This is a genomic window from Tamaricihabitans halophyticus, assembly GCF_004340875.1.
Taxonomy (GTDB): Bacteria; Actinomycetota; Actinomycetes; order Mycobacteriales; family Pseudonocardiaceae; genus Tamaricihabitans; species Tamaricihabitans halophyticus.
On record NZ_SLXQ01000010.1, the window covers coordinates 193,610 to 210,948 of the forward strand.

A 17,339-nucleotide genomic window follows, 5' to 3' on the forward strand; every position below is an offset into this window, starting at 1 on the left:
CATTCCGGTCGCGGCCCGAGCCCGGTCAGCTGGGCAAGCAGGAATTCGTGCCGTCGAGCACGCCGACGCGAAACGCCGCGAGCCGCTCGAAACCGGTATCGAGCGCGGCACCGTCCAGATCGCGGGCCGGATAGTCGTGGGTGAGCAGTAGCTGCACCGTTTCGTCCAGGTCGCCAGGGGAGAGCGCGAATCCCTGGGCGCGCCCGAGCAGTTCCGAGGTATACGCGCCGGCGAGGCACAGCGCGCCGCGTTGCGCCTGTTCGCCGCGTAACGGCTGGTCGAGAGCGGCCAGGGCACTTAACGCATATCTGCTGGCGAGCAGCGTTCCCGTGGCGTAATCGCCGACGGTGGTGTGTAAATCGCGCAGCGGTCCGGTGTCCGCGTACCGGATCTCGTTCTGGTCCGGGCAGTAGGAGACGGGTCCCTGGTTGCCTCCGGCACATTCCGGGATCCGCCGGGACCTGGTGAGCTCGGGCGGCTGCCACCGGGTGCCGTGATCGCTGGCGATCTGGCCGAAGTAGCCGACCGCGTCCCTGCGCAGCGCGCTGGTCAGCTCCTCGAACGAGAGGTTTCCGCCGCTGGCCTGATCGTCCATATTGAGAAACTCGCGCTGGGTGAACGACCGGCTCTTCGCGTCGATTCCGGCGCATTGTTCGGCGCCTGCCCGGTAGCCGTCCTGAAACGCGGACACCCGGTCAAAGGCATCGCCGTGCGCGGCGGCGTCCTGTTGCCCGGTGCCGATCGGATCCCGGAAGGTGATCAGCGCGCGTAACGCCGAGTCCAGCTGTTCCTCGTCGATCCGCAGATACTCCGCCCTACCGTCGCTGATCCAGCGCATCACGGCGCCGGCATAGCAATCGGCCATGGCCTCGATCACGATCGTCGGGAACCGATCCGGGTTGGCCCGTTCGACCTCCTGCGTGATCCCGGATCTGCGTTGTGCCGCATGGCCCATCTCATGCGCGAGCACCATCAGCACGGCCTCCTGGCCGAACCGCTCGTTGAGCACCGGGAGCAGCGCCGCGCGGTCCCAGGCGAGCACATCCTCGCTCGGGCAGTAGAAGGCATTGCCTTCCACCTCGGCCGGCGAGCTCGTGCACGGCGGCGGGTCCGCGCGCGGATTGGCGCTGTCGACCGAGTAGTAGCCGCCCTCGAGGTCGCGCCACGGCTCGTCGAACACCCGAGGGAAGGTCTGCTCCCAGTAGCCCTGGACATCGGTGAGCACCGTCGCGGCGAGCCGGTCGAGCTCGCCGCCATCGCCGCCGCGAATGAACGACGGGTCGACGCCACCTCCCGGCACGTCCTCGGCGACCAGCGCCTCCTCGCGTGGCTCGCCCGGGAGTACGGTCGTACAGCCAGTGAGCGTGGCGAGGCCGGCGAGCAGCGCGATGAGCACCCGTACCTTCGACACCCGCCCAGTTGGCATCTGCCCAGTGTGCCTGCTCCGGTGGGCGGCATGCGCCAGCTGGCCCGGCATGGCCGATAGGCTCGCCGGTCGTGAAGGCCGTACGTCGATTCACCGTCCGCGCCGGGCTACCCGCGCCACTGGCGGAGCTGCGCACCCTGGCCACGAATCTCCGTTGGAGCTGGCATCCACCGACGCAGGATCTCTTCGCCGGGATCGACCCAGAACTGGCCGAGCGGGTGAACGGGGATCCGGCGCGGATCCTCGCCGAGGTGCCCGCGGCCCGGTTGGAGGAGCTGGCGGGTGATGAATCCTTCCTCGCCAGGACCAGAGCGATCTCGGATGATCTGCGCCGCTACCTGAGTGCGCCGCGCTGGTACCAGCGCCGCCAGGACGAACTGGCCAGGCGAGGCGATGACCCGGATCAGCTGCCCGCCGCGATCGCGTACTTCTCGATGGAGTTCGGTGTTACCGAAGCACTGCCGAACTACTCCGGTGGGCTTGGCGTGCTTGCGGGCGATCACCTCAAATCGGCGTCCGACCTCGGCGTGCCGATGATTGGTGTCGGGCTGTTCTATCGCGCCGGCTATTTCCGGCAGGCGGTGTCCCCGGACGGCTGGCAGGTCGAGCACTATCCGGTACTCGACCCGAGTGGCCTGCCGCTCGATCTGCTCGTCGATCAGGCGGGGCGGCCGGTGTTGATCGAGGTCGCGATGCCGGGCAACCGGCTGTTGCGGGCCCAGGTCTGGACCGCGCAGATCGGCAGGGTTCCACTGCTGTTGCTGGACTCCGACGTGCCGGACAACGACGATGATCTGCGCGGGGTCACCGACCGGCTCTACGGCGGCGACGCCGGTCATCGGATTCGCCAGGAGATCCTTGCCGGTGTCGGCGGGGTTCGCGCGGTGCGGCATTACTGCGCGCATGCCGGGCACCCGGAGCCCGAGGTCTTCCATATGAACGAGGGGCATGCTGGTTTCCTCGGGCTGGAGCGAATCAGGGAACTGATCGAAACCAGGCAGCTCGATTTCGACCAGGCGCTGTGCTGCGTGCGGGCGGGGACGGTGTTCACCACGCATACGCCGGTGCCCGCCGGGATCGACCGCTTTCCGGTGGATCTGCTGCAGCACTACTTCCACGACGGTCGCCTGCTGCCAGGGGTCGATTTGCGCAGGGTGCTGGCGCTCGGCGCCGAGGCGAACCCGGGACTGTTCAATATGGCGCATATGGGGCTGCGGCTGGCGCAGCGGGCCAATGGTGTCTCGGCGCTGCACGGTCAGGTTTCCCGGGATATGTTCGCGGGCCTGTGGCCCGGTTTCGACACCACCGAAGTGCCGATCGCGGCCGTCACCAACGGGGTGCACGGGCCGACCTGGACCGCGCAGGAGATCGGCAAACTGCTCGGCGAGTCCGAAGTGCCCGGCGGGGACAACGGTGTCGGGCTCACCGAACTGCGGCCGATCACCGACGCGCTGCTCTGGGAGCTACGCTGCGGGTTGCGCGAACGGCTGATCGGTGAGGTGCGCCGGCGGCTGCGGGCGAGCTGGCTGCAGCGCGGCGCTTCCGAGTTGGAGTTGCGCTGGACGGATTCGGTGTTCGACCCCGACGTGCTGACCATCGGGTTCGCCCGCAGGGTGCCCACCTACAAGCGGATGACGCTGATGCTGCGCGATCCGGAGCGGCTGCGCGCGCTGCTGCTCGATGCGCAGCGACCGATCCAGCTCGTGGTGGCCGGCAAATCGCACCCCGCTGACGAGAACGGCAAGGCGCTGATCCAGCATATGGTGCGCTTCGCCGACGATCCCGAGGTACGCCACCGGATCGTATTCCTGCCGGACTACGACATGTCCATGGCGCGCTTCCTGTACTGGGGTTCGGATGTGTGGTTGAACAACCCGATGCGCCCGCTGGAGGCCTGCGGCACGTCGGGGATGAAGTCCGCGCTGAACGGCGGGTTGAACGTATCCATCAGGGACGGCTGGTGGGACGAGTACTTCGACGGCGAGAACGGCTGGGCGATCCCGACCGCGGATGGCGTCGCCGATCCCGCACGTCGTGATGACCTGGAGGCGGCGGCGCTCTACGACCTGATCGGCAACCAGGTCGCGCCGCTGTTCTATGAGCGGCGGGCGGATGGGGTGCCGGCGCGCTGGATGGCCATGGTGCGGCATACGCTCGCCTCGCTCGGGCCGAAGGTGCAGGCTTCCCGGATGGTGCGGGAGTACGTGGACTCCTGCTACGTACCGGCCGCCGCCGGGGTAGCCGCGGCCAGCGCGGACGGTTTCGGCGGCGCGCGCGACCTCGCCGAGTACCGGGCGCGAGTGGCCGCGAACTGGTCGAGGGTGCGGGTGAGCGACTGTGAACTCGACGTGGCCGAATCCACCGCACCGGTGATGGGCGATGTGGTGCGGGTGAGCGCGAACGTCGAGCTCGCCGGCCTTCAGCCATCCGATGTGGACGTTCAGGTGGTGCTCGGCAGGGTCGGCGATACGGATGAGCTGGCCGATGTGGTCGCCGTGTCGCTTGCCCCCAGCACGAACGCCGGCGAGCAGGGCGCGCTGGTGTATCGGGGTAGCCTCGCGCTGCCGCACGCTGGCTCGCTCGGCTACACCGTGCGCGTGCTGCCCCGGCATGCACAGCTGGCTACGGCCGCGGAGCTGGGCAGGGTGGTTTTCGCCGAATGAGTCTTGCTGGCCGACCTGGCTGGGATTCGCGGGGAAACGCGCACCGCAGGAGGGGATACCCTGGCCGCGCGCGGCACCTGGATGGCGAAGGGCGACAATGGGCGACGTGACGGAACAGACGCAGACAGCGGGTGCCGCCGCTGACGATTTCGTCGTTCGGATGGCCGGAGTCGGGGTCCGCCGGGGTCGTACCGAGTTGCTGAGCGGGCTCGACTGGCAGGTCGAGCTGGACGAGCGCTGGGTGATCCTGGGGGCGAACGGCGCCGGTAAAACGACCTTGCTGCGGTTGGCCGCGGCCGAGATGCATCCGACCACCGGCGTGGTTGACCTGCTCGGTGAGCGCTTGGGCAGGGTCGATGTCTTCGAGCTGCGCCCGCGGATCGGCTTTTGCACCGCCGCCCTGGCGAACCGGGTGCCGCCCGACGAAGTGGTACGCGACGTCGTGGTCAGCGCCGGTTACGCGGTGCTCGGCAGGTGGCGAGAGGAGTACGACTCGCTCGACCACGACCGCGCGATGGGGCTACTTGGCATGCTCGGCATCCCGCACCTCGCTGATCGGCGGTTCGGCACCCTGTCGGAAGGGGAGCGCAAGCGCACCCTGATTTCTCGCGCGCTGATGACCGACCCGGAGATGCTGCTGCTGGACGAACCGGCGGCCGGGCTCGACCTCGGTGGCAGGGAAGACCTGGTGGCCAGGTTGTCCTCGCTGGCGATGGATCCGGACGCGCCGGCCACGGTGCTCGTCACGCACCATGTCGAGGAGATCCCGCCGGGCTTCACGCATCTGCTGCTGCTCAGCGACGGCGCGGTGGTCGCCAGCGGGCTCCTCGAAGACGTGTTGACCAGCGAAAACCTCACCAAGACGTTCAACCAGCCGCTCGAGCTGGAGCGCTCGGGGGCACGCTACTTCGCACGCCGAGCTGGCTGACCGCGAATCTGTGGGATAGCCCAGCAGCACTACGCGTACTGGGCTACCGCGCGGTAGCCTGCGCGGAGAAGCAACGGCCGGTAGCGGGCGCGGCGCAGGACGCTGGCGCGACACGGAACGAGGAGGATACGTGGGCGAGTTCATCAAGGTGGAGGCCGCGGACGGGATAGGCACGATCCGGTTGGATCGTCCGCCGATGAACGCGCTCAACCGGCAGGTGCAGGAGGAGATCCGGGCGGCAGCGCAGGAAGTCAGCGAGCGCGCCGATATCCGCTCGGTGATCGTCTACGGCGGGGAGAAGGTGTTCGCGGCAGGCGCCGACATTAAGGAGATGGAGGTCATGTCCTATGCGGATATGGCCGAGCGGGCGCCGGGCTTGTCGTCCTCGCTTGGCGCGATCGCGGAGATTCCGAAGCCGACCGTGGCCGCGATCACCGGTTACGCGCTTGGCGGTGGGTTTGAGCTCGCGTTGTGCTGCGACCGGCGAATCTGCGGCGACAACGTCAAGGTGGGGCAGCCGGAGATTCTGCTCGGGATCATTCCGGGTGCCGGTGGCACGCAGCGGCTGGCCAGGTTGGTCGGCCCGAGCAAGGCGAAGGACATTGTCTACAGTGGCCGGTTCGTGGCCGCCACCGAAGCGCTCTCGCTTGGCTTGGTAGACGAGGTCGTCGCGCCGGACGAGGTGTACTCGGCTGCCGCGCGCTGGGCTGGGCAGTTCCAGGCCGGCCCGGCACGGGCACTCGCGGCGGCCAAGATCGCCATCGACGGCGGTTTGGATGGCGATCTGGCGAGCGGTCTGCGGCTGGAGTCCCAGGTTTTCGCCGGGTTGTTCGCGACCGAGGACCGGGCTGCTGGGATGCGCTCGTTCATCGAGAATGGTCCCGGCAAAGCCACCTTCACCGGGAAGTGACCGGCGTGGCACCGCATGCCGACCCGGCACCCAATCCGCATGCCAGCGCGGCCGAGGTCGACGCGGCCTGGTCGGATCCCAAGCTGGCCAACGTGCTCTACCACGACTGGGAAGCCGAAACCTACGACGACAAATGGTCGATCTCCTACGACGAGCGTTGCGTGTCCTACGCGCTCGACGTGTTCCGCGCCGCGGCCGGTACGGAAGGCTGGCCGTACCCGACGGCGATGGAATTGGGCAGCGGCACCGGATTCTTCCTGTTGAACCTCATGCAGGGCGGGGTGATCAAGCGTGGCTCGGTGACCGACCTTTCACCGGGCATGGTGCAGGCGGCGTTGCGCAACGCCGAGCAGCTTGGCCTGGACGTCTCCGGCAAGGTGGCCGATGCCGAAGGCATCCCGTACCCGGACGACAGTTTCGATCTGGTCGTCGGGCATGCGGTGCTGCACCATATTCCGGATGTTTCGGCCGCGTTCCGGGAAGTACTCCGGGTTCTCAAGCCGGGCGGGCGGTTCGTGTTCGGTGGCGAACCGACCAAGATCGGTGATCGCTACGCCCGCAAGCTTGGCCAGCTGACCTGGTGGCTGACGACGAATATCACCAAGCTGCCCGGTCTCGGCTCCTGGCGTCGCCCGCAGTCCGAATTGGATTCTTCCTCCCGGGCGGCCGCACTCGAAGCTGTCGTCGATCTGCATACCTTCGATCCCGGCCAGTTGGAGCGGATGGCACTGCGTGCCGGCGCCGTCGACGTGCGAGCGGTGACCGATGAGTTCTCCGCCGCACTGCTCGGTTGGCCGGTGCGGACCTTCGAAGCCGCGGTTCCGCCGGACAAGTTGGGACTGCGGTGGAAGCTGTTCGCCTACCACGCCTGGCTTCGACTGTCTGATGTGGACCGAAAGCTACTGGCCAAGGTGTTGCCGAGAGAGCTGTTCTACAACGTGATGATCAGCGGCACGAAACCGCATCCGCCGGTGGAGTTGTCGGGCGGTTAGCCGGTGGGTTATCGGTTCGGTCGGGCGGATGTCGAGTTCCTGACTTCCGCGACGGGGCGGGAAGCGCTGCGGACCTGCGCGGAGCTCCCGCTCACCAGCGCCTCGCGGATGGCCGATGTGGCCGCGGCGCGGGGCGTGGCTGGTAGCGATTTCGCGGGCGCGGTACTGGAAACCGTGCTGCTGCGGCGCAAGTCCGTGGAGAAACTGCCTGGCTTCAGCGACTGGTTGTTCACCGATGAAGCCCTGCAGCAGGCCACTGCGTGGCCGGTCGCGCTGCACCGAGCGGAGCGCATTGCCGGATTACCGGTACACGACGTGACCTGCTCGGTCGGCGTGGATCTCGCCGCGCTCGGCACTCGGGCCAGTACGGTCCTCGGTTCCGATGTGGACGAAGTGCGATTGGCCATGGCGCGGCACAACTTGGGGTTGGCGGGAAGCGTGCCCTGGTTGACGCGGGCGGACGCGCTGCGGCCGGTATCGCGTGCCGCGGTGGTGTTCGCCGATCCCGGCCGGCGGGACAAGGCTGGCCGGCGTAGCTGGCGGCCCAGCGACTACGCGCCGCCACTCGGCGAGCTGGCCGAGGTGTACGGGAACCGTGAACTGGTAGTGAAATGCGCGCCGGGGATCGACCGCAGCGCCGTGCCGTGGGCTCGGGAGTTCGAGGTGGTTTCCCTGGATGGTCGGGTACGTGAGGCATGCCTGTGGGCTGGCGCGTTGGCTGGCCCCCGAAGTACGGCGACCGTACTCGGTTCGGATGGTTCGGCGTGGTCGGTAACCGAGGATGAGCCGGACGACTGTGTCGAGCGGGAGCCGGGTGCCTGGTTGGTTGACCCGGACGGGGCGATCGTGCGGGCCGGGCTGGTGCGCCAGTACGCGGCGCGGCACGGCTTGGGGCAGTTGGACGAGCGGATCGCGTACCTCACCGGGGATCATCCGCCGCCGGGGGTCCGGGCGTTCCGGGTGCTCGAACACGGGAAGTTCCGGGAGAAATCGCTACGTCAGGCGCTGCGCGCGCGGGGTGTCGGGAAGTTGGAGATCCTGGCGCGGGGTGTGGACATCGATCCGGACGAGTTGCGTAACCGGTTGAAGCCGAAGGGCGAGGCGGCGGTCAGCGTGCTCCTTACCCGGATTGGCCGTGCGCCGCACGCATTCATCTGTGAACCGCACCGAACCTGACCCGCCAGCGTCTTCCGTAAACCACGTTCTTCAGCGATCGTGCGGGTGAGAAGGTCCGATGACGCGCGACCCGCAGCGCGCGCCACCGGACCTCTTTCCCCCATCTCCCGCGGTCACCAGGCCCCGATGCCGGTGTCCGCCTCGGGAAATGCTCCGTGGTCGTCAGACCACGTTGATGCTTCGCCGCTTCAAGCCGGCAAGGCCGATCGCGATCAACGCGACCGCGATCGCGGTCAGTGCCAGCACGGGCGGCAGGCTGAACTCCTCGGATGGCATCTCCGGTACATGCCCGAACGGCGAGAGCTTGGCCAGCCACGTAGGCAGTCCGAGGATGTTGCCGAGGTAACCGATACCAAAGGCCCATACCGGCACGAGCCAGCCCAGTCCGATCCACTGTGGACGCAGCCCGTAGAGCAGCACGACCAGACCGATGGTGCACCACAACGCTGGCAGGTACGCCGCCGCGGCGGCGATCGACTTGCCGAACAGCGCGCCGTCGCCGGTCGCGTCCGCGGCGAAGTACCCGAGCAGTGCGCCCCCGATCAGCTGCATGACAGCCGAGCCGAGCAAAGTCACCGCGAGGTGGCTGCCCACCCAACGGGTGCGGGACAGCGGTAGCGCGAGCACCGGTTCGGCCCGTCCCGCCAGCTCTTCAGCCCGCATCCGGTTGGTAGCGAGCACCGCGTAGATGGCCACGGTCACCGCGGTGACCAGCATGACCATCGACAGGAACGCTTCGATGAGTACGCCGCCCTGCTCGGCCAGCGCATCCGACAGCGCCGTGACGCTGCCAAGCATCTCGTCGATGTCGCCGAAGATGGAGCCATAGGCGACGGCGAGCAGCGCGACCGTGACGGTAAAACCGATCAGCATGCCCCGGTGTAGCCGCAGCGCCAGGCCGAACGGCTTGACCAGCAGGTCGGAAGCCGCTGGCGAGCCAGGTCGGGCCTGCCGCAGTCCGGAGCCGACATCCCGCCGGGTGCTCAGGATGACCGCGAGGACGGTGAGTACGACGGTCAGCGCCACCGACAGCAGCAGCGGCCACCAGCGGCCGTCCACGAACACCCAGGTGCGCTGTCCCCAACCGATCGGCGATACCCAGGACAACCCGTTCTCGCCGACATCGCCAGCCGCGCGCAGCACGTAGGCTACCCCGATCCCGGCCAGCGCCATCCCGGACGCACCCCGGGAGTATCCGGTGATCTGCACGGTCACTGCGGCGAGCGCGGCGAACACGATGCCGACCGCCGTGTGCGCGGCACCGAAGAGCAGTGCGCCACTGGTGGTGATGCCGTCCATATCCGAAGTGGCGGTGCTCGCCGCGATCAGCAAGCCGAGTACGACGTTGGTCGCGAACGCCACGATCAGCGCGGCCGCGGTGTTCGCGTGCCGGCCGACCACCGTCGCACGCACCAGTTCGGCGCGGCCGGTTTCCTCTTCGGTGCGGGTGTGCCGCACCACGAGTAGCACGCTCATCAGCCCGACGGCCATCGCGGTGAACGCGAACAGCTGATGCATCAGCATCGAGCCCGAGTTGTAGTCCGCGAAGTAGTGGGCCGGCCCGAGCATGGCCAGTGCGGCGGGGGAGTTCATGCTCTGCGCGGTCGCCATCCGGTCGGCGGCCGACGGGTAGGCCTCGGCGAAACTGCTGAGCGTCCCGATCGGTACGAGCGCGAAGACGATCAGCCATACCGGGATCCGAACCCGGTCCCTGCGCAGCATGAACCGGATCAGCGTGCCGGTGCCTGCCAAGCTGTTCTGCCGTCCGGGGGCCTGGGCCGCCGGACGAGACATGGTCATGGTGCTCATCGGCTGCTCCCGTTCGTGGCCTCGGCGAGCTCCTCGCCGTAGTGACGCATGAACAGCTGCTCGAGTGTCGGTGGCTGGCTGACCAGTGACCGGATTCCCAGGCCATGCAGATGCCCGATGATGCCGTCCAGCTGATCGGTGTCCACATCGAAGTGCAGCTTGCCGTTGGTCGAGGACAGGTCGTGCACGCCGGGCAGCGATTCCAGCCCGGCCGCCGGACGGACGGTTTCCACCTGCACGCTGGTCCTGGTCAGGTGCCGCAGATCGGAAAGCGATCCGGATTCGACGATGTGGCCCTGCCGGATAATCGAGACCCGGTCGCACAGCGCTTCGACCTGCGCGAGGATGTGGCTGGACAGCAGCACCGTGCGGCCAGCGTCTTTCACCTCGTTGATCGCGTCCGCGAAGATCGCTTCCATCAGCGGGTCCAGGCCGGCGGTCGGCTCGTCCAGGATCAGCAGTTCCACATCGGAGGCGAGCGCGGCGACGATGGCCACCTTCTGCCGGTTGCCCTTCGAGTAGGTCCGCCCCTTCTTGGTTGGGTCCAGGTCGAAGCGCTCGCAGAGCTCATTGCGCCGCTTGCGGTCGAATCCGCCGCGCAGCCGCGCGAACAGGTCGATCGCCTCGCCACCGGTGAGGTTCGGCCACAGGCTCACATCACCCGGTACGTAGGCGAGTCGCCGGTGCAGTGCGACGGCGTCGTTCCACGGGTCGCCACCGAGGACCTTGGCGGTACCCGAGTCGGCGCGCAGCAGGCCGAGCAGTACGCGGATCGTCGTCGACTTGCCGGCCCCGTTGGGGCCAAGGAAGCCGTGCACCTCGCCGGTTCCCACGGTCAGGTGCAGGTTGTCGAGCGCCTTGGTCGGGCCAAACGTTTTGGTCAACCCGGAGACCGCGATCGCGGCACCGCTGGTTGGTTGGCTGTTGGTAGACATGGCGGGTTGCCCTTTCGTCGAGCGAAGTCTTGTTGCGGGATACGTTCGCGCCGTTGGGTTTCGAATGGCGAATGACACGCGCACCCGATCGGTTGGCGAACGCGGCGCTTACGGCGGGCGGTACACATCACGCCGTAAGCCGTAGGCGGGTAGTTATCCGGGGTGAGTTATCTCGGCGGGTCCGAGTCGGCCTTGCGCGCCCCCGCGTACGACGACGACAGGCGGCCAGGCCGACGCAGGGCTTCGCCCCAACCGGTCAGCAGCGTCAATCTCGTCATGCATCGGAATCTACAGTAGCTTCACAATTTTGTGAAGTTAAGGAATCGTATAAACTGACCCAGTGGGGTTGCCAACGGAAGGATGGCCTGGTGGTTGCGGTGCCGGAGGACAACGCGTCACCCGTTCGGGAACCGGACGACGTGTCGCGCTTCATCGAGCGTTTCGCGGCGGTGTTGACGGATCTGGGGATGGCGCGGATGCCGGCGCGGGTGTTCGTCGCCCTGCTCACCATCGATTCGGGAAAGGTCACGGCAGGTGAGCTGGCCGAGCTGTTGCGCGCCAGTCCTGGCGCGGTATCCGGTGCGGTGCGTTACCTCATGCAGTTGAACCTACTGCGTAGGGAGCGCGAACCGGGGGAGCGGCGGGATCACTACGTGCTGCACGACGACACCTGGTACGAGGGCGCGACCCGCAAGGATCAGGGCATTCGACAGTGGGCGGTCACCGCGAAGGAAGGTATCGACGTGCTCGGCCCGGATACCGCGGCTGGCCGCAGGCTGGCCGAAACCTTGCATTTCCTCGAGTTCATGCAGGCGAAGCTGCCCGAGCTGATCGAGGAATGGAGTGTGCGCCGGCAGGAGCTGCGGGCCAAGTGGGCTGCCGAGGACGAGGTGCCCGAAGCCTGAGCTGCTGGATTCCTGGACCGGTTAGCCGGTCAGCCCGGCGAGCAGGTAGCGGTGTAGCTCGTCGCGGTCGGCGTCGATGGCAACCAGTACCTCGCGGGACCGCTCGCCTGGCGTGATCTCGCCCAGCTCGGTTCGCCGCCGGTCGGCGAGTGTCGCTCCACGCCCTGGGCCGAAGCCGCATTCCACCTCGATCGGAAGAGACTCGCAGTCCAGCGTTCCCGGCCGGATGGCCTCGGCAACCGCGAGGACGTCGTGCACGACCATGCCGTCTCTGCCGAGCGCGGTCTGGTAGTAGGCACGGTAGTCGGGGATGAGCGCATGCAGCGCGGTGCCAATCGCGCCGGCCGCCGGCAGCGAATCCAGCCAGTCGCCGCTGACCGCGCATGCGGTCGTCAGCTCCAGCGGCACCAGCACGGTCGGCACGGCCTCTTCGACGAGGACCCTGCGGGCGGCTTCCGGGTCGCTCCAGATGTTGAACTCGGCGGAGGCGGTGGTGTTCCCGCCGTCCAGGCCGCCGCCCATGATCACCAGCCGATCGATCTTGGGGGTCAGCTCCGGGTACGCGGCGAGCAGTAGGGCGATATTCGTCAACGGTCCGATCGCCGCGATGGTGACCGGCTCGCTGCTGTCCCTGAGCAGTTCGGCCAGTAGCGCGACGGCGCCGTGCTGGTGTACCGGCACGGTCGCGGCGGGCAGTACGTCCGCGTGTCCGGAAAGGCCGTCCGCGCCGTGCGCGTACCGCGCGCGCATCGGATGCGGGTGTGCCAGCGGACGGTCGGCGCCCACCGCGACGGGCACATCCGGGCGCCCGCACAGGGCGAGCAGCCGGCGCGCGTTCTCCGTGGTCCTTGTCAACGGCACGTTTCCGAAGACCGTGGTCAGCGCGCGGAGCTCGACCTCCGGACTGCGCGCCGCGAGGGCAATCGCGAAGGCGTCGTCCACGCCGGGGTCGGTGTCGATGATCAGTGGTCGCATGGGCTCATTAGATCGCGGCCCGATACGGTCTGGCGATATGACGTCGATGTGGGGTTCGCCGGTGACGGAACGGCTGCGCGCCTGGCGCGGGATCCGGCGCGATCCGCGCCAAGCGAAGTTCCTCACCAGGGAGTCGCTGCGCTGGGTCCTGCGTAACCGCGCGTACACCCCGTGGTACCTGGTGCGGTACTGGCGGTTGCTGCGGTTTCGGCTGGCCAATCCGCACGTGATCCTGCGCGGCATGGTGTTTCTGGGCAAGGACGTCGAGCTGCACTGCCGGCCCGGCTACGGCCGGTTGGAGATCGGTCGCTGGGTACACATCGGGGACGGGAACGCGATTCGCTGCCATGAAGGATCGCTGCGGATCGGCGACAAGGCCGTCTTCGGGCGGCAGAACACCATCAACTGCTACCTGGACATCGAGATCGGCGCGGCTACATTGATCGCCGACTGGGTGTATATCTGCGATTTCGACCATGTGACCGCCGATGTGCACCTCCCGATCAAGGATCAGGGCATCGTCAAGCTACCGACGAGGATCGGCCCGGACTGCTGGATCGGTACCAAGGTGTCGGTGCTACGCGGCACCCGGGTTGGCCGCGGCTGTGTACTTGGCGCGCATGCGGTGGTTCGTGGCGATATTCCGGACTACGGGATCGCGGTCGGTTCGCCAGCAAGGGTGGTGCGTGATCGGCTGGCCGACTACGAGGCGGACGCGCAGCGCAGGGCCGCAGTGGCGGATATGGCGCGCAAGGCGGCCGAGGCGGTCGAGCGTTCCTATCAGGAGGGCGACGGCGCCTGAGCCGTGGCCGGTGGCCGATCGGGATCATCGCTGGTTTGCGTGTCCTCGCTGGCGGCCCGTTCGGCGCGTTCATCCTCGGCGAGAATTTCCGCGACGGACTTGCGGCGCGGCTTCGGTTCGGCCAGCGCGCCACCTGGCCGAGCCTCCCGCCAGCTGAAGTAGCCCCAGCCGAGGATTGCCATCGTGCCGAAGGCGATCCACTGCAAGGCATAGGAGAAGTACGGCCCCGCTTCCAGCTGCGGGAGTGGCAGTGGGCGAAGCCCTCCCGGTTGCTCGGCGGAAAGCTGCAGGTATCCGGGGTTGATCCGCAAGCCGGTCGTCTGACCGACGGTGTCCGCGTTGATGGCGTACACCTGCTGGTGGCCGTCCTCGGCGAACGCGGGCCGGTTCTGCGGATCGTTTTCGTCCGCGCGGATGCGGGCGCTGAGTTCTACCTGCCCACGGGGCGCCGCGGCGTAGTCGGGGATTCTGCTCTGCCCGTCCGGTTCCACGAAGCCGCGGTTGACCAGTACGTACTGGCCGTTGGTCAGCTGAAACGGAGTGAGAACCTCGAAGGCGGCCCCGCCGTCCACGGTGCGCAACCTGGCGACCACCTCGTCGTCCGGTAGGTACCGGCCGGTCATCCGTACCTGTTCCCACTGCTCGTTCGTGGTAGGCGCGGTGCCGTTCGGCAGGATCTCGGTAAGTGGCCGAGGGCGCTCCTCGAACGAGCGCTCCAAGGCGGCGTTCTGCGTGCTTTGTTCGTCATGCCGGTCGAACTGCCATGGGGCCAGCATCGTGTAGCAGGCCGCGGCGAACACGAAGACGACAGCGGTCAGCCCGAGCCAGCCTGGTCGTAGCAGAAACTTCCACCGCACACCTCAACGGTAAGCGGTCCCCGTCGCAGCGCACCCGTCAGGGTCGCGCCCGTGATCGACGTTACAGTCCGACATTCCTGACGTATTGCGTCAAAGCGTCACAGTTAAGGCTGTTAAGCGCATTACCGGGACATTGAGAGGGACGAACAATTAAAAACACACGGATTACGTTGCTGGCAGTGTTAGGTGCAGCCGCGATAGCGGCCTCTGCCTGCGGCAGCGGGGACGATGAGCAGGACTCCGCCGCGCCCACAACGGCGGAGACTTCCGCGTCGGAACCGAGCGAGGAGCCGGCGGATGCCGGGACCGCCGGGGACGCGGAGCTGACCGAGCCGGGTACCGAGCTTTCGGTGGGTGACCGCGCGGTGCTGCCCTTCGAGGAGGGCGCTATCGGCATCACCGTCACCTCTATCGAGGAAGGCGACACCGAGGGCTTCCGCGCGGACAATGCGGATAACCCGGACGCCGCGAAGATCATTCCGTACTACATCAAGTACACGGTGGAAAACGTCGATGGCAGCGACTTCGGCAACACCTCGGTGCCTCGGCTCGGCGGTATCACCGCTGACGGCGGCACCACCGGCACGGTGTTGACGGGCAGCCTCGGCGACTGTGAGCAGGTGCGTCCGGACGAGGACTTCACCGAGGTCGGCGCCACCTTCGAAACCTGCAACCTGCAGGGCGGTCAGGAAGGTCGCGAGGTCGGCGGGGTCAAGTTCGATGAGGACGACTACCGCGACGACCCCGTGGTCTGGATGAAGTAAGTAGGTACCGGCTGGTTGGTCATCACCCGTGGCGGCCAACCAGCCGTCCAGGCTCAGTTCACCTTCAGCCCAGGCTCAGCGCGCCGGACGGGCAGAGATTGACCGCTTCCTCGACGATCGCGAGCTGCTCCGCCGTCGGCGAATCGGTCAGCAGGATCACCGTGCCGTCGTCCTCGCTCTGATCGAAGACCTCGGGGGCGGTGAGCGCGCACATGCCGGCGCCGATGCACACGTTGGTGTCCGCTTTGATCACTTGTTCTCCCTACCACGAGACAGGTAGCTCGTGCACGCCATAGATCGTCATATCGGTGCGCAGCGGTATGTCCGCGACTGGCACCGCGAGGCGCAGCGTGGGGAACCGGCGCAGCAGCGTGGTGTAACCGATGCGCATCTCGATTCTGGCCAATTGCTGGCCAAGACATTGGTGCACCCCGTGACCGAAGGCCAGGTGCCCTTGGGTTTGCCCGGCAAGGTTCAGCTGATCCGGTTCGGCGAACTGGCCGGAATCCCGGTTCGCGGCTGGAATGGACAGCAGGACCTGGTCGCCGACGGCAATGCCCTCGCCGCCCAGTTCCGTTTCGTACGTGGCCACCCGGGTGGTGCCGAACTGGATCACCGAGAGATAGCGGAGTAGCTCTTCGACGGCGACATCCACGCTGGTTTCGCTGGCCCGCAGGGCATCGGCTTGCTCCGGGTGTCGCAGCAGCGCCAGCGTGCCAAGGCTGAGCATATTCGCGGTGGTCTCGTGCCCCGCGACAAGCAGGACCATGCTGACGCCGATCAGCTCGCGATCGGTGAGTTCGCCGTTTTCGATGAGTCCGCTCAGCAGGTCGTCGGTGGGCTCGCGCCGTTTCCGCTCGATCAATCCGGCGAGGAAGCCGGCAAGGGACTGGACCGCGGCGAGCGCTTCCTCGTCCGAGACTCCCAGTCGCAAAGCGGTCGCGCTGTTTCGCTGGAAATCCGCGCGATCGGCATAAGGCACGCCGAGCAGTTCGCAGATCACCAGCGATGGCACCGGTAGCGCGAAGGCCGCAACCAGGTCAGCGGGTGGCCCCGAGGCCGCCATGGCTTCCAGGTGTTCGTCCACGATCTGCTGGATACGGGGTTGCAGCTGATTCATCCGGCGCACGGTGAACTGGCCGGTCAGCTGCCGGCGAAAGCGGGTGTGCTCGGGCGGGTCCATCGCGATGAACATCCCGTCGACCGGTGGTTTTCCGGTTTCCTTGTCCCGGGTTTCGCCGCGTGCCACGACCTGCTTGCGTAGCTCCATCTTGCTGCTGAAGCCACTGTCGGCGAGCACCGATTTGGCTAGCGGATGGCTGGTGATCAGCCAGCCGAGGCTGCCGTCCGGCAGCGTGAACCGGCGGATCCCGCGATCGTCGGCGCGCAACTCCTCGGGCGGGTCGAACGGATTGGTTCGGGCGGTCGGCAGCGGTGCGGCCATCGCCGGCTCCTTTCGGCCGATAAAAACTGATAGTGACAGTCAAACATGAGCTACTACTAACTTACAACTGTTGAAAGTTTGGCGAGGGCTCTAAGGTAAGCGGATGGTCGAGTCGGGGCTGCGGGAGCGCCGCAAATCGCGGACGCGGGCGGCGCTACTGCATGCCGCGGTGGAGCTGTTCGAGCGGCAGGGCTACGCGGAAACCACCGTGGCGCAGGTCGCGGAGGCCGCTGGGGTGTCGACCAAGACACTGTTCAACTACGTCTCCGGCAAGGAAGATTTGATCTTCGCGGGGCGGCTCGACCGGATCGCCGATGCGGATGAGCTGCTCAGCGAGTTCGCCGCGAGCGGGGCGGGGCCGGCGCAAGCCCTGCGCATGCTGCTCGACCGGATCGTGGCACGGGTGGGCGACGAGCCAGCGGGGATGGCACTGAACATCGCGCAGACCCGGCTGATCACGGAGGTCCCTGAGCTGCGCTCACGGGCGCTGCTGCTGATGCAGGAGGTGCAGCGGAAAACCGGCGCGACGCTGCACGCGGCCTATCCGGACAAGTTCGATGCGCTGACCGCGGCCGCCGCGGTTGGCTCGCTGTTCGGTGCCATCCAGTCCGCCGTACTGGTAGTGCTGGATCGTGGCGGCTCGGCGGAGGAGGTCATGGACGTGATTCGGCTCGCCGGCGAGCAGGCCGCCGCCGGCCTCGAACGCACCATCGGCTAGCTACGCGCCCGCAGGCCGCGTTCTTTACGGTGAGC

The 17,339-nt window shown here is 67.4% G+C and carries 16 protein-coding genes; 9 read left to right on the plus strand and 7 right to left on the minus strand.

The features are described 5' to 3' along the window. Positions 1-25: 25 nt before the first annotated feature. The gene (locus tag EV191_RS21225) at positions 26-1,426 is read right to left on the minus strand and encodes a neutral zinc metallopeptidase (RefSeq protein WP_132878888.1); all 1,401 of its coding nucleotides are present in this window, start codon (positions 1,424-1,426) and stop codon (positions 26-28) included. A 71-nt stretch (positions 1,427-1,497) separates the two neighbouring features. Between EV191_RS21225 and glgP the strand changes: the two genes are divergently transcribed. The 5 genes from glgP to EV191_RS21250 all read left to right on the plus strand — a co-directional run bounded on the left by glgP (position 1,498) and on the right by EV191_RS21250 (position 8,095). Then, complete coding sequence (gene glgP / locus EV191_RS21230) at positions 1,498-4,089, plus strand: alpha-glucan family phosphorylase (protein ID WP_132878889.1); 2,592 nt, start codon at positions 1,498-1,500, stop codon at positions 4,087-4,089. A gap of 97 nt (positions 4,090-4,186) precedes the next feature. Next, positions 4,187-5,017, plus strand: coding sequence for an ABC transporter ATP-binding protein (locus EV191_RS21235; protein WP_132878890.1), 831 nt, complete (start codon positions 4,187-4,189; stop codon positions 5,015-5,017). 130 nt (positions 5,018-5,147) lie between these two features. Beyond that, entirely contained in the window at positions 5,148-5,927 is a 780-nt protein-coding gene (locus EV191_RS21240; RefSeq protein ID WP_132878891.1) for an enoyl-CoA hydratase/isomerase family protein, read from the plus strand. A gap of 5 nt (positions 5,928-5,932) precedes the next feature. Beyond that, complete coding sequence (locus EV191_RS21245; protein ID WP_132878892.1) at positions 5,933-6,919, plus strand: class I SAM-dependent methyltransferase; 987 nt, start codon at positions 5,933-5,935, stop codon at positions 6,917-6,919. 3 nt (positions 6,920-6,922) lie between these two features. Beyond that, entirely contained in the window at positions 6,923-8,095 is a 1,173-nt protein-coding gene (locus EV191_RS21250; protein ID WP_132878893.1) for a THUMP-like domain-containing protein, read from the plus strand. 162 nt (positions 8,096-8,257) lie between these two features. On the opposite strand, the gene EV191_RS21255 is transcribed toward EV191_RS21250, so the two are convergent. Both EV191_RS21255 and EV191_RS21260 read right to left on the minus strand, forming a co-directional pair. After that, positions 8,258-9,904, minus strand: coding sequence for an ABC transporter permease (locus EV191_RS21255; protein ID WP_132878894.1), 1,647 nt, complete (start codon positions 9,902-9,904; stop codon positions 8,258-8,260). Next, on the minus strand, positions 9,901-10,839 hold the full coding sequence (locus tag EV191_RS21260) for an ABC transporter ATP-binding protein (protein ID WP_132878895.1): 939 nt from the start codon (positions 10,837-10,839) through the stop codon (positions 9,901-9,903). Before EV191_RS21260 ends, EV191_RS21255 begins: the two co-directional genes overlap by 4 nt. 368 nt (positions 10,840-11,207) lie before the next feature. Between EV191_RS21260 and EV191_RS21265 the strand changes: the two genes are divergently transcribed. Beyond that, complete coding sequence (locus tag EV191_RS21265; protein WP_243659107.1) at positions 11,208-11,744, plus strand: GbsR/MarR family transcriptional regulator; 537 nt, start codon at positions 11,208-11,210, stop codon at positions 11,742-11,744. Between the two features lie 21 nt (positions 11,745-11,765). Here EV191_RS21265 and EV191_RS21270 read toward each other — a convergent pair whose 3' ends face one another. After that, positions 11,766-12,719 carry a nucleoside hydrolase gene (locus EV191_RS21270; RefSeq protein WP_132878896.1) on the minus strand — a complete coding sequence of 318 codons (954 nt, stop codon included), beginning with the start codon at positions 12,717-12,719 and terminating at the stop codon, positions 11,766-11,768. A 37-nt stretch (positions 12,720-12,756) separates the two neighbouring features. Here EV191_RS21270 and EV191_RS21275 point away from each other — a divergent pair, with 37 nt between their 5' ends. After that, positions 12,757-13,521 (plus strand): acyltransferase, encoded by a 765-nt coding sequence (locus EV191_RS21275; protein WP_132878897.1) that lies wholly within the window; start codon positions 12,757-12,759, stop codon positions 13,519-13,521. Here the strand turns inward: EV191_RS21275 and EV191_RS21280 are convergent. Then, entirely contained in the window at positions 13,500-14,378 is an 879-nt protein-coding gene (locus EV191_RS21280; RefSeq protein ID WP_207894599.1) for an SURF1 family cytochrome oxidase biogenesis protein, read from the minus strand. The genes EV191_RS21275 and EV191_RS21280 overlap by 22 nt on opposite strands. 179 nt (positions 14,379-14,557) lie before the next feature. Here EV191_RS21280 and EV191_RS21285 point away from each other — a divergent pair, with 179 nt between their 5' ends. Next, a complete protein-coding gene (locus tag EV191_RS21285) occupies positions 14,558-15,142 on the plus strand; it encodes a hypothetical protein (protein ID WP_243659108.1) in 585 nt (194 codons plus the stop codon). Between the two features lie 64 nt (positions 15,143-15,206). Here EV191_RS21285 and EV191_RS21290 read toward each other — a convergent pair whose 3' ends face one another. Together EV191_RS21290 and EV191_RS21295 are read right to left on the minus strand one after the other, a co-directional pair. Next, positions 15,207-15,395, minus strand: a complete 189-nt coding sequence (locus EV191_RS21290) for a ferredoxin (protein ID WP_207894600.1) — start codon at positions 15,393-15,395, stop codon at positions 15,207-15,209. Between the two features lie 9 nt (positions 15,396-15,404). Further along, complete coding sequence (locus EV191_RS21295; protein ID WP_132878899.1) at positions 15,405-16,586, minus strand: cytochrome P450; 1,182 nt, start codon at positions 16,584-16,586, stop codon at positions 15,405-15,407. Positions 16,587-16,689: 103 nt separating this feature from the next. On the opposite strand from EV191_RS21295, the gene EV191_RS21300 reads away from it, so the two are divergent. Then, positions 16,690-17,304 carry a TetR/AcrR family transcriptional regulator gene (locus tag EV191_RS21300; protein ID WP_132878900.1) on the plus strand — a complete coding sequence of 205 codons (615 nt, stop codon included), beginning with the start codon at positions 16,690-16,692 and terminating at the stop codon, positions 17,302-17,304. Positions 17,305-17,339 lie beyond the last annotated feature (35 nt).

Coding starts and splice junctions, on each gene's coding strand:
- EV191_RS21225 (WP_132878888.1), bottom strand. CDS start 1,426: ATGCCAACTGGGCGGGTGTCGAAGGTACGGGTGCTCATCGCGCTGCTC.
- EV191_RS21235 (WP_132878890.1), top strand. CDS start 4,187: ATGGGCGACGTGACGGAACAGACGCAGACAGCGGGTGCCGCCGCTGAC.
- EV191_RS21255 (WP_132878894.1), bottom strand. CDS start 9,904: ATGAGCACCATGACCATGTCTCGTCCGGCGGCCCAGGCCCCCGGACGG.
- EV191_RS21260 (WP_132878895.1), bottom strand. CDS start 10,839: ATGTCTACCAACAGCCAACCAACCAGCGGTGCCGCGATCGCGGTCTCC.
- EV191_RS21270 (WP_132878896.1), bottom strand. CDS start 12,719: ATGCGACCACTGATCATCGACACCGACCCCGGCGTGGACGACGCCTTC.
- EV191_RS21275 (WP_132878897.1), top strand. CDS start 12,757: ATGACGTCGATGTGGGGTTCGCCGGTGACGGAACGGCTGCGCGCCTGG.
- EV191_RS21295 (WP_132878899.1), bottom strand. CDS start 16,586: ATGGCCGCACCGCTGCCGACCGCCCGAACCAATCCGTTCGACCCGCCC.
- EV191_RS21300 (WP_132878900.1), top strand. CDS start 16,690: ATGGTCGAGTCGGGGCTGCGGGAGCGCCGCAAATCGCGGACGCGGGCG.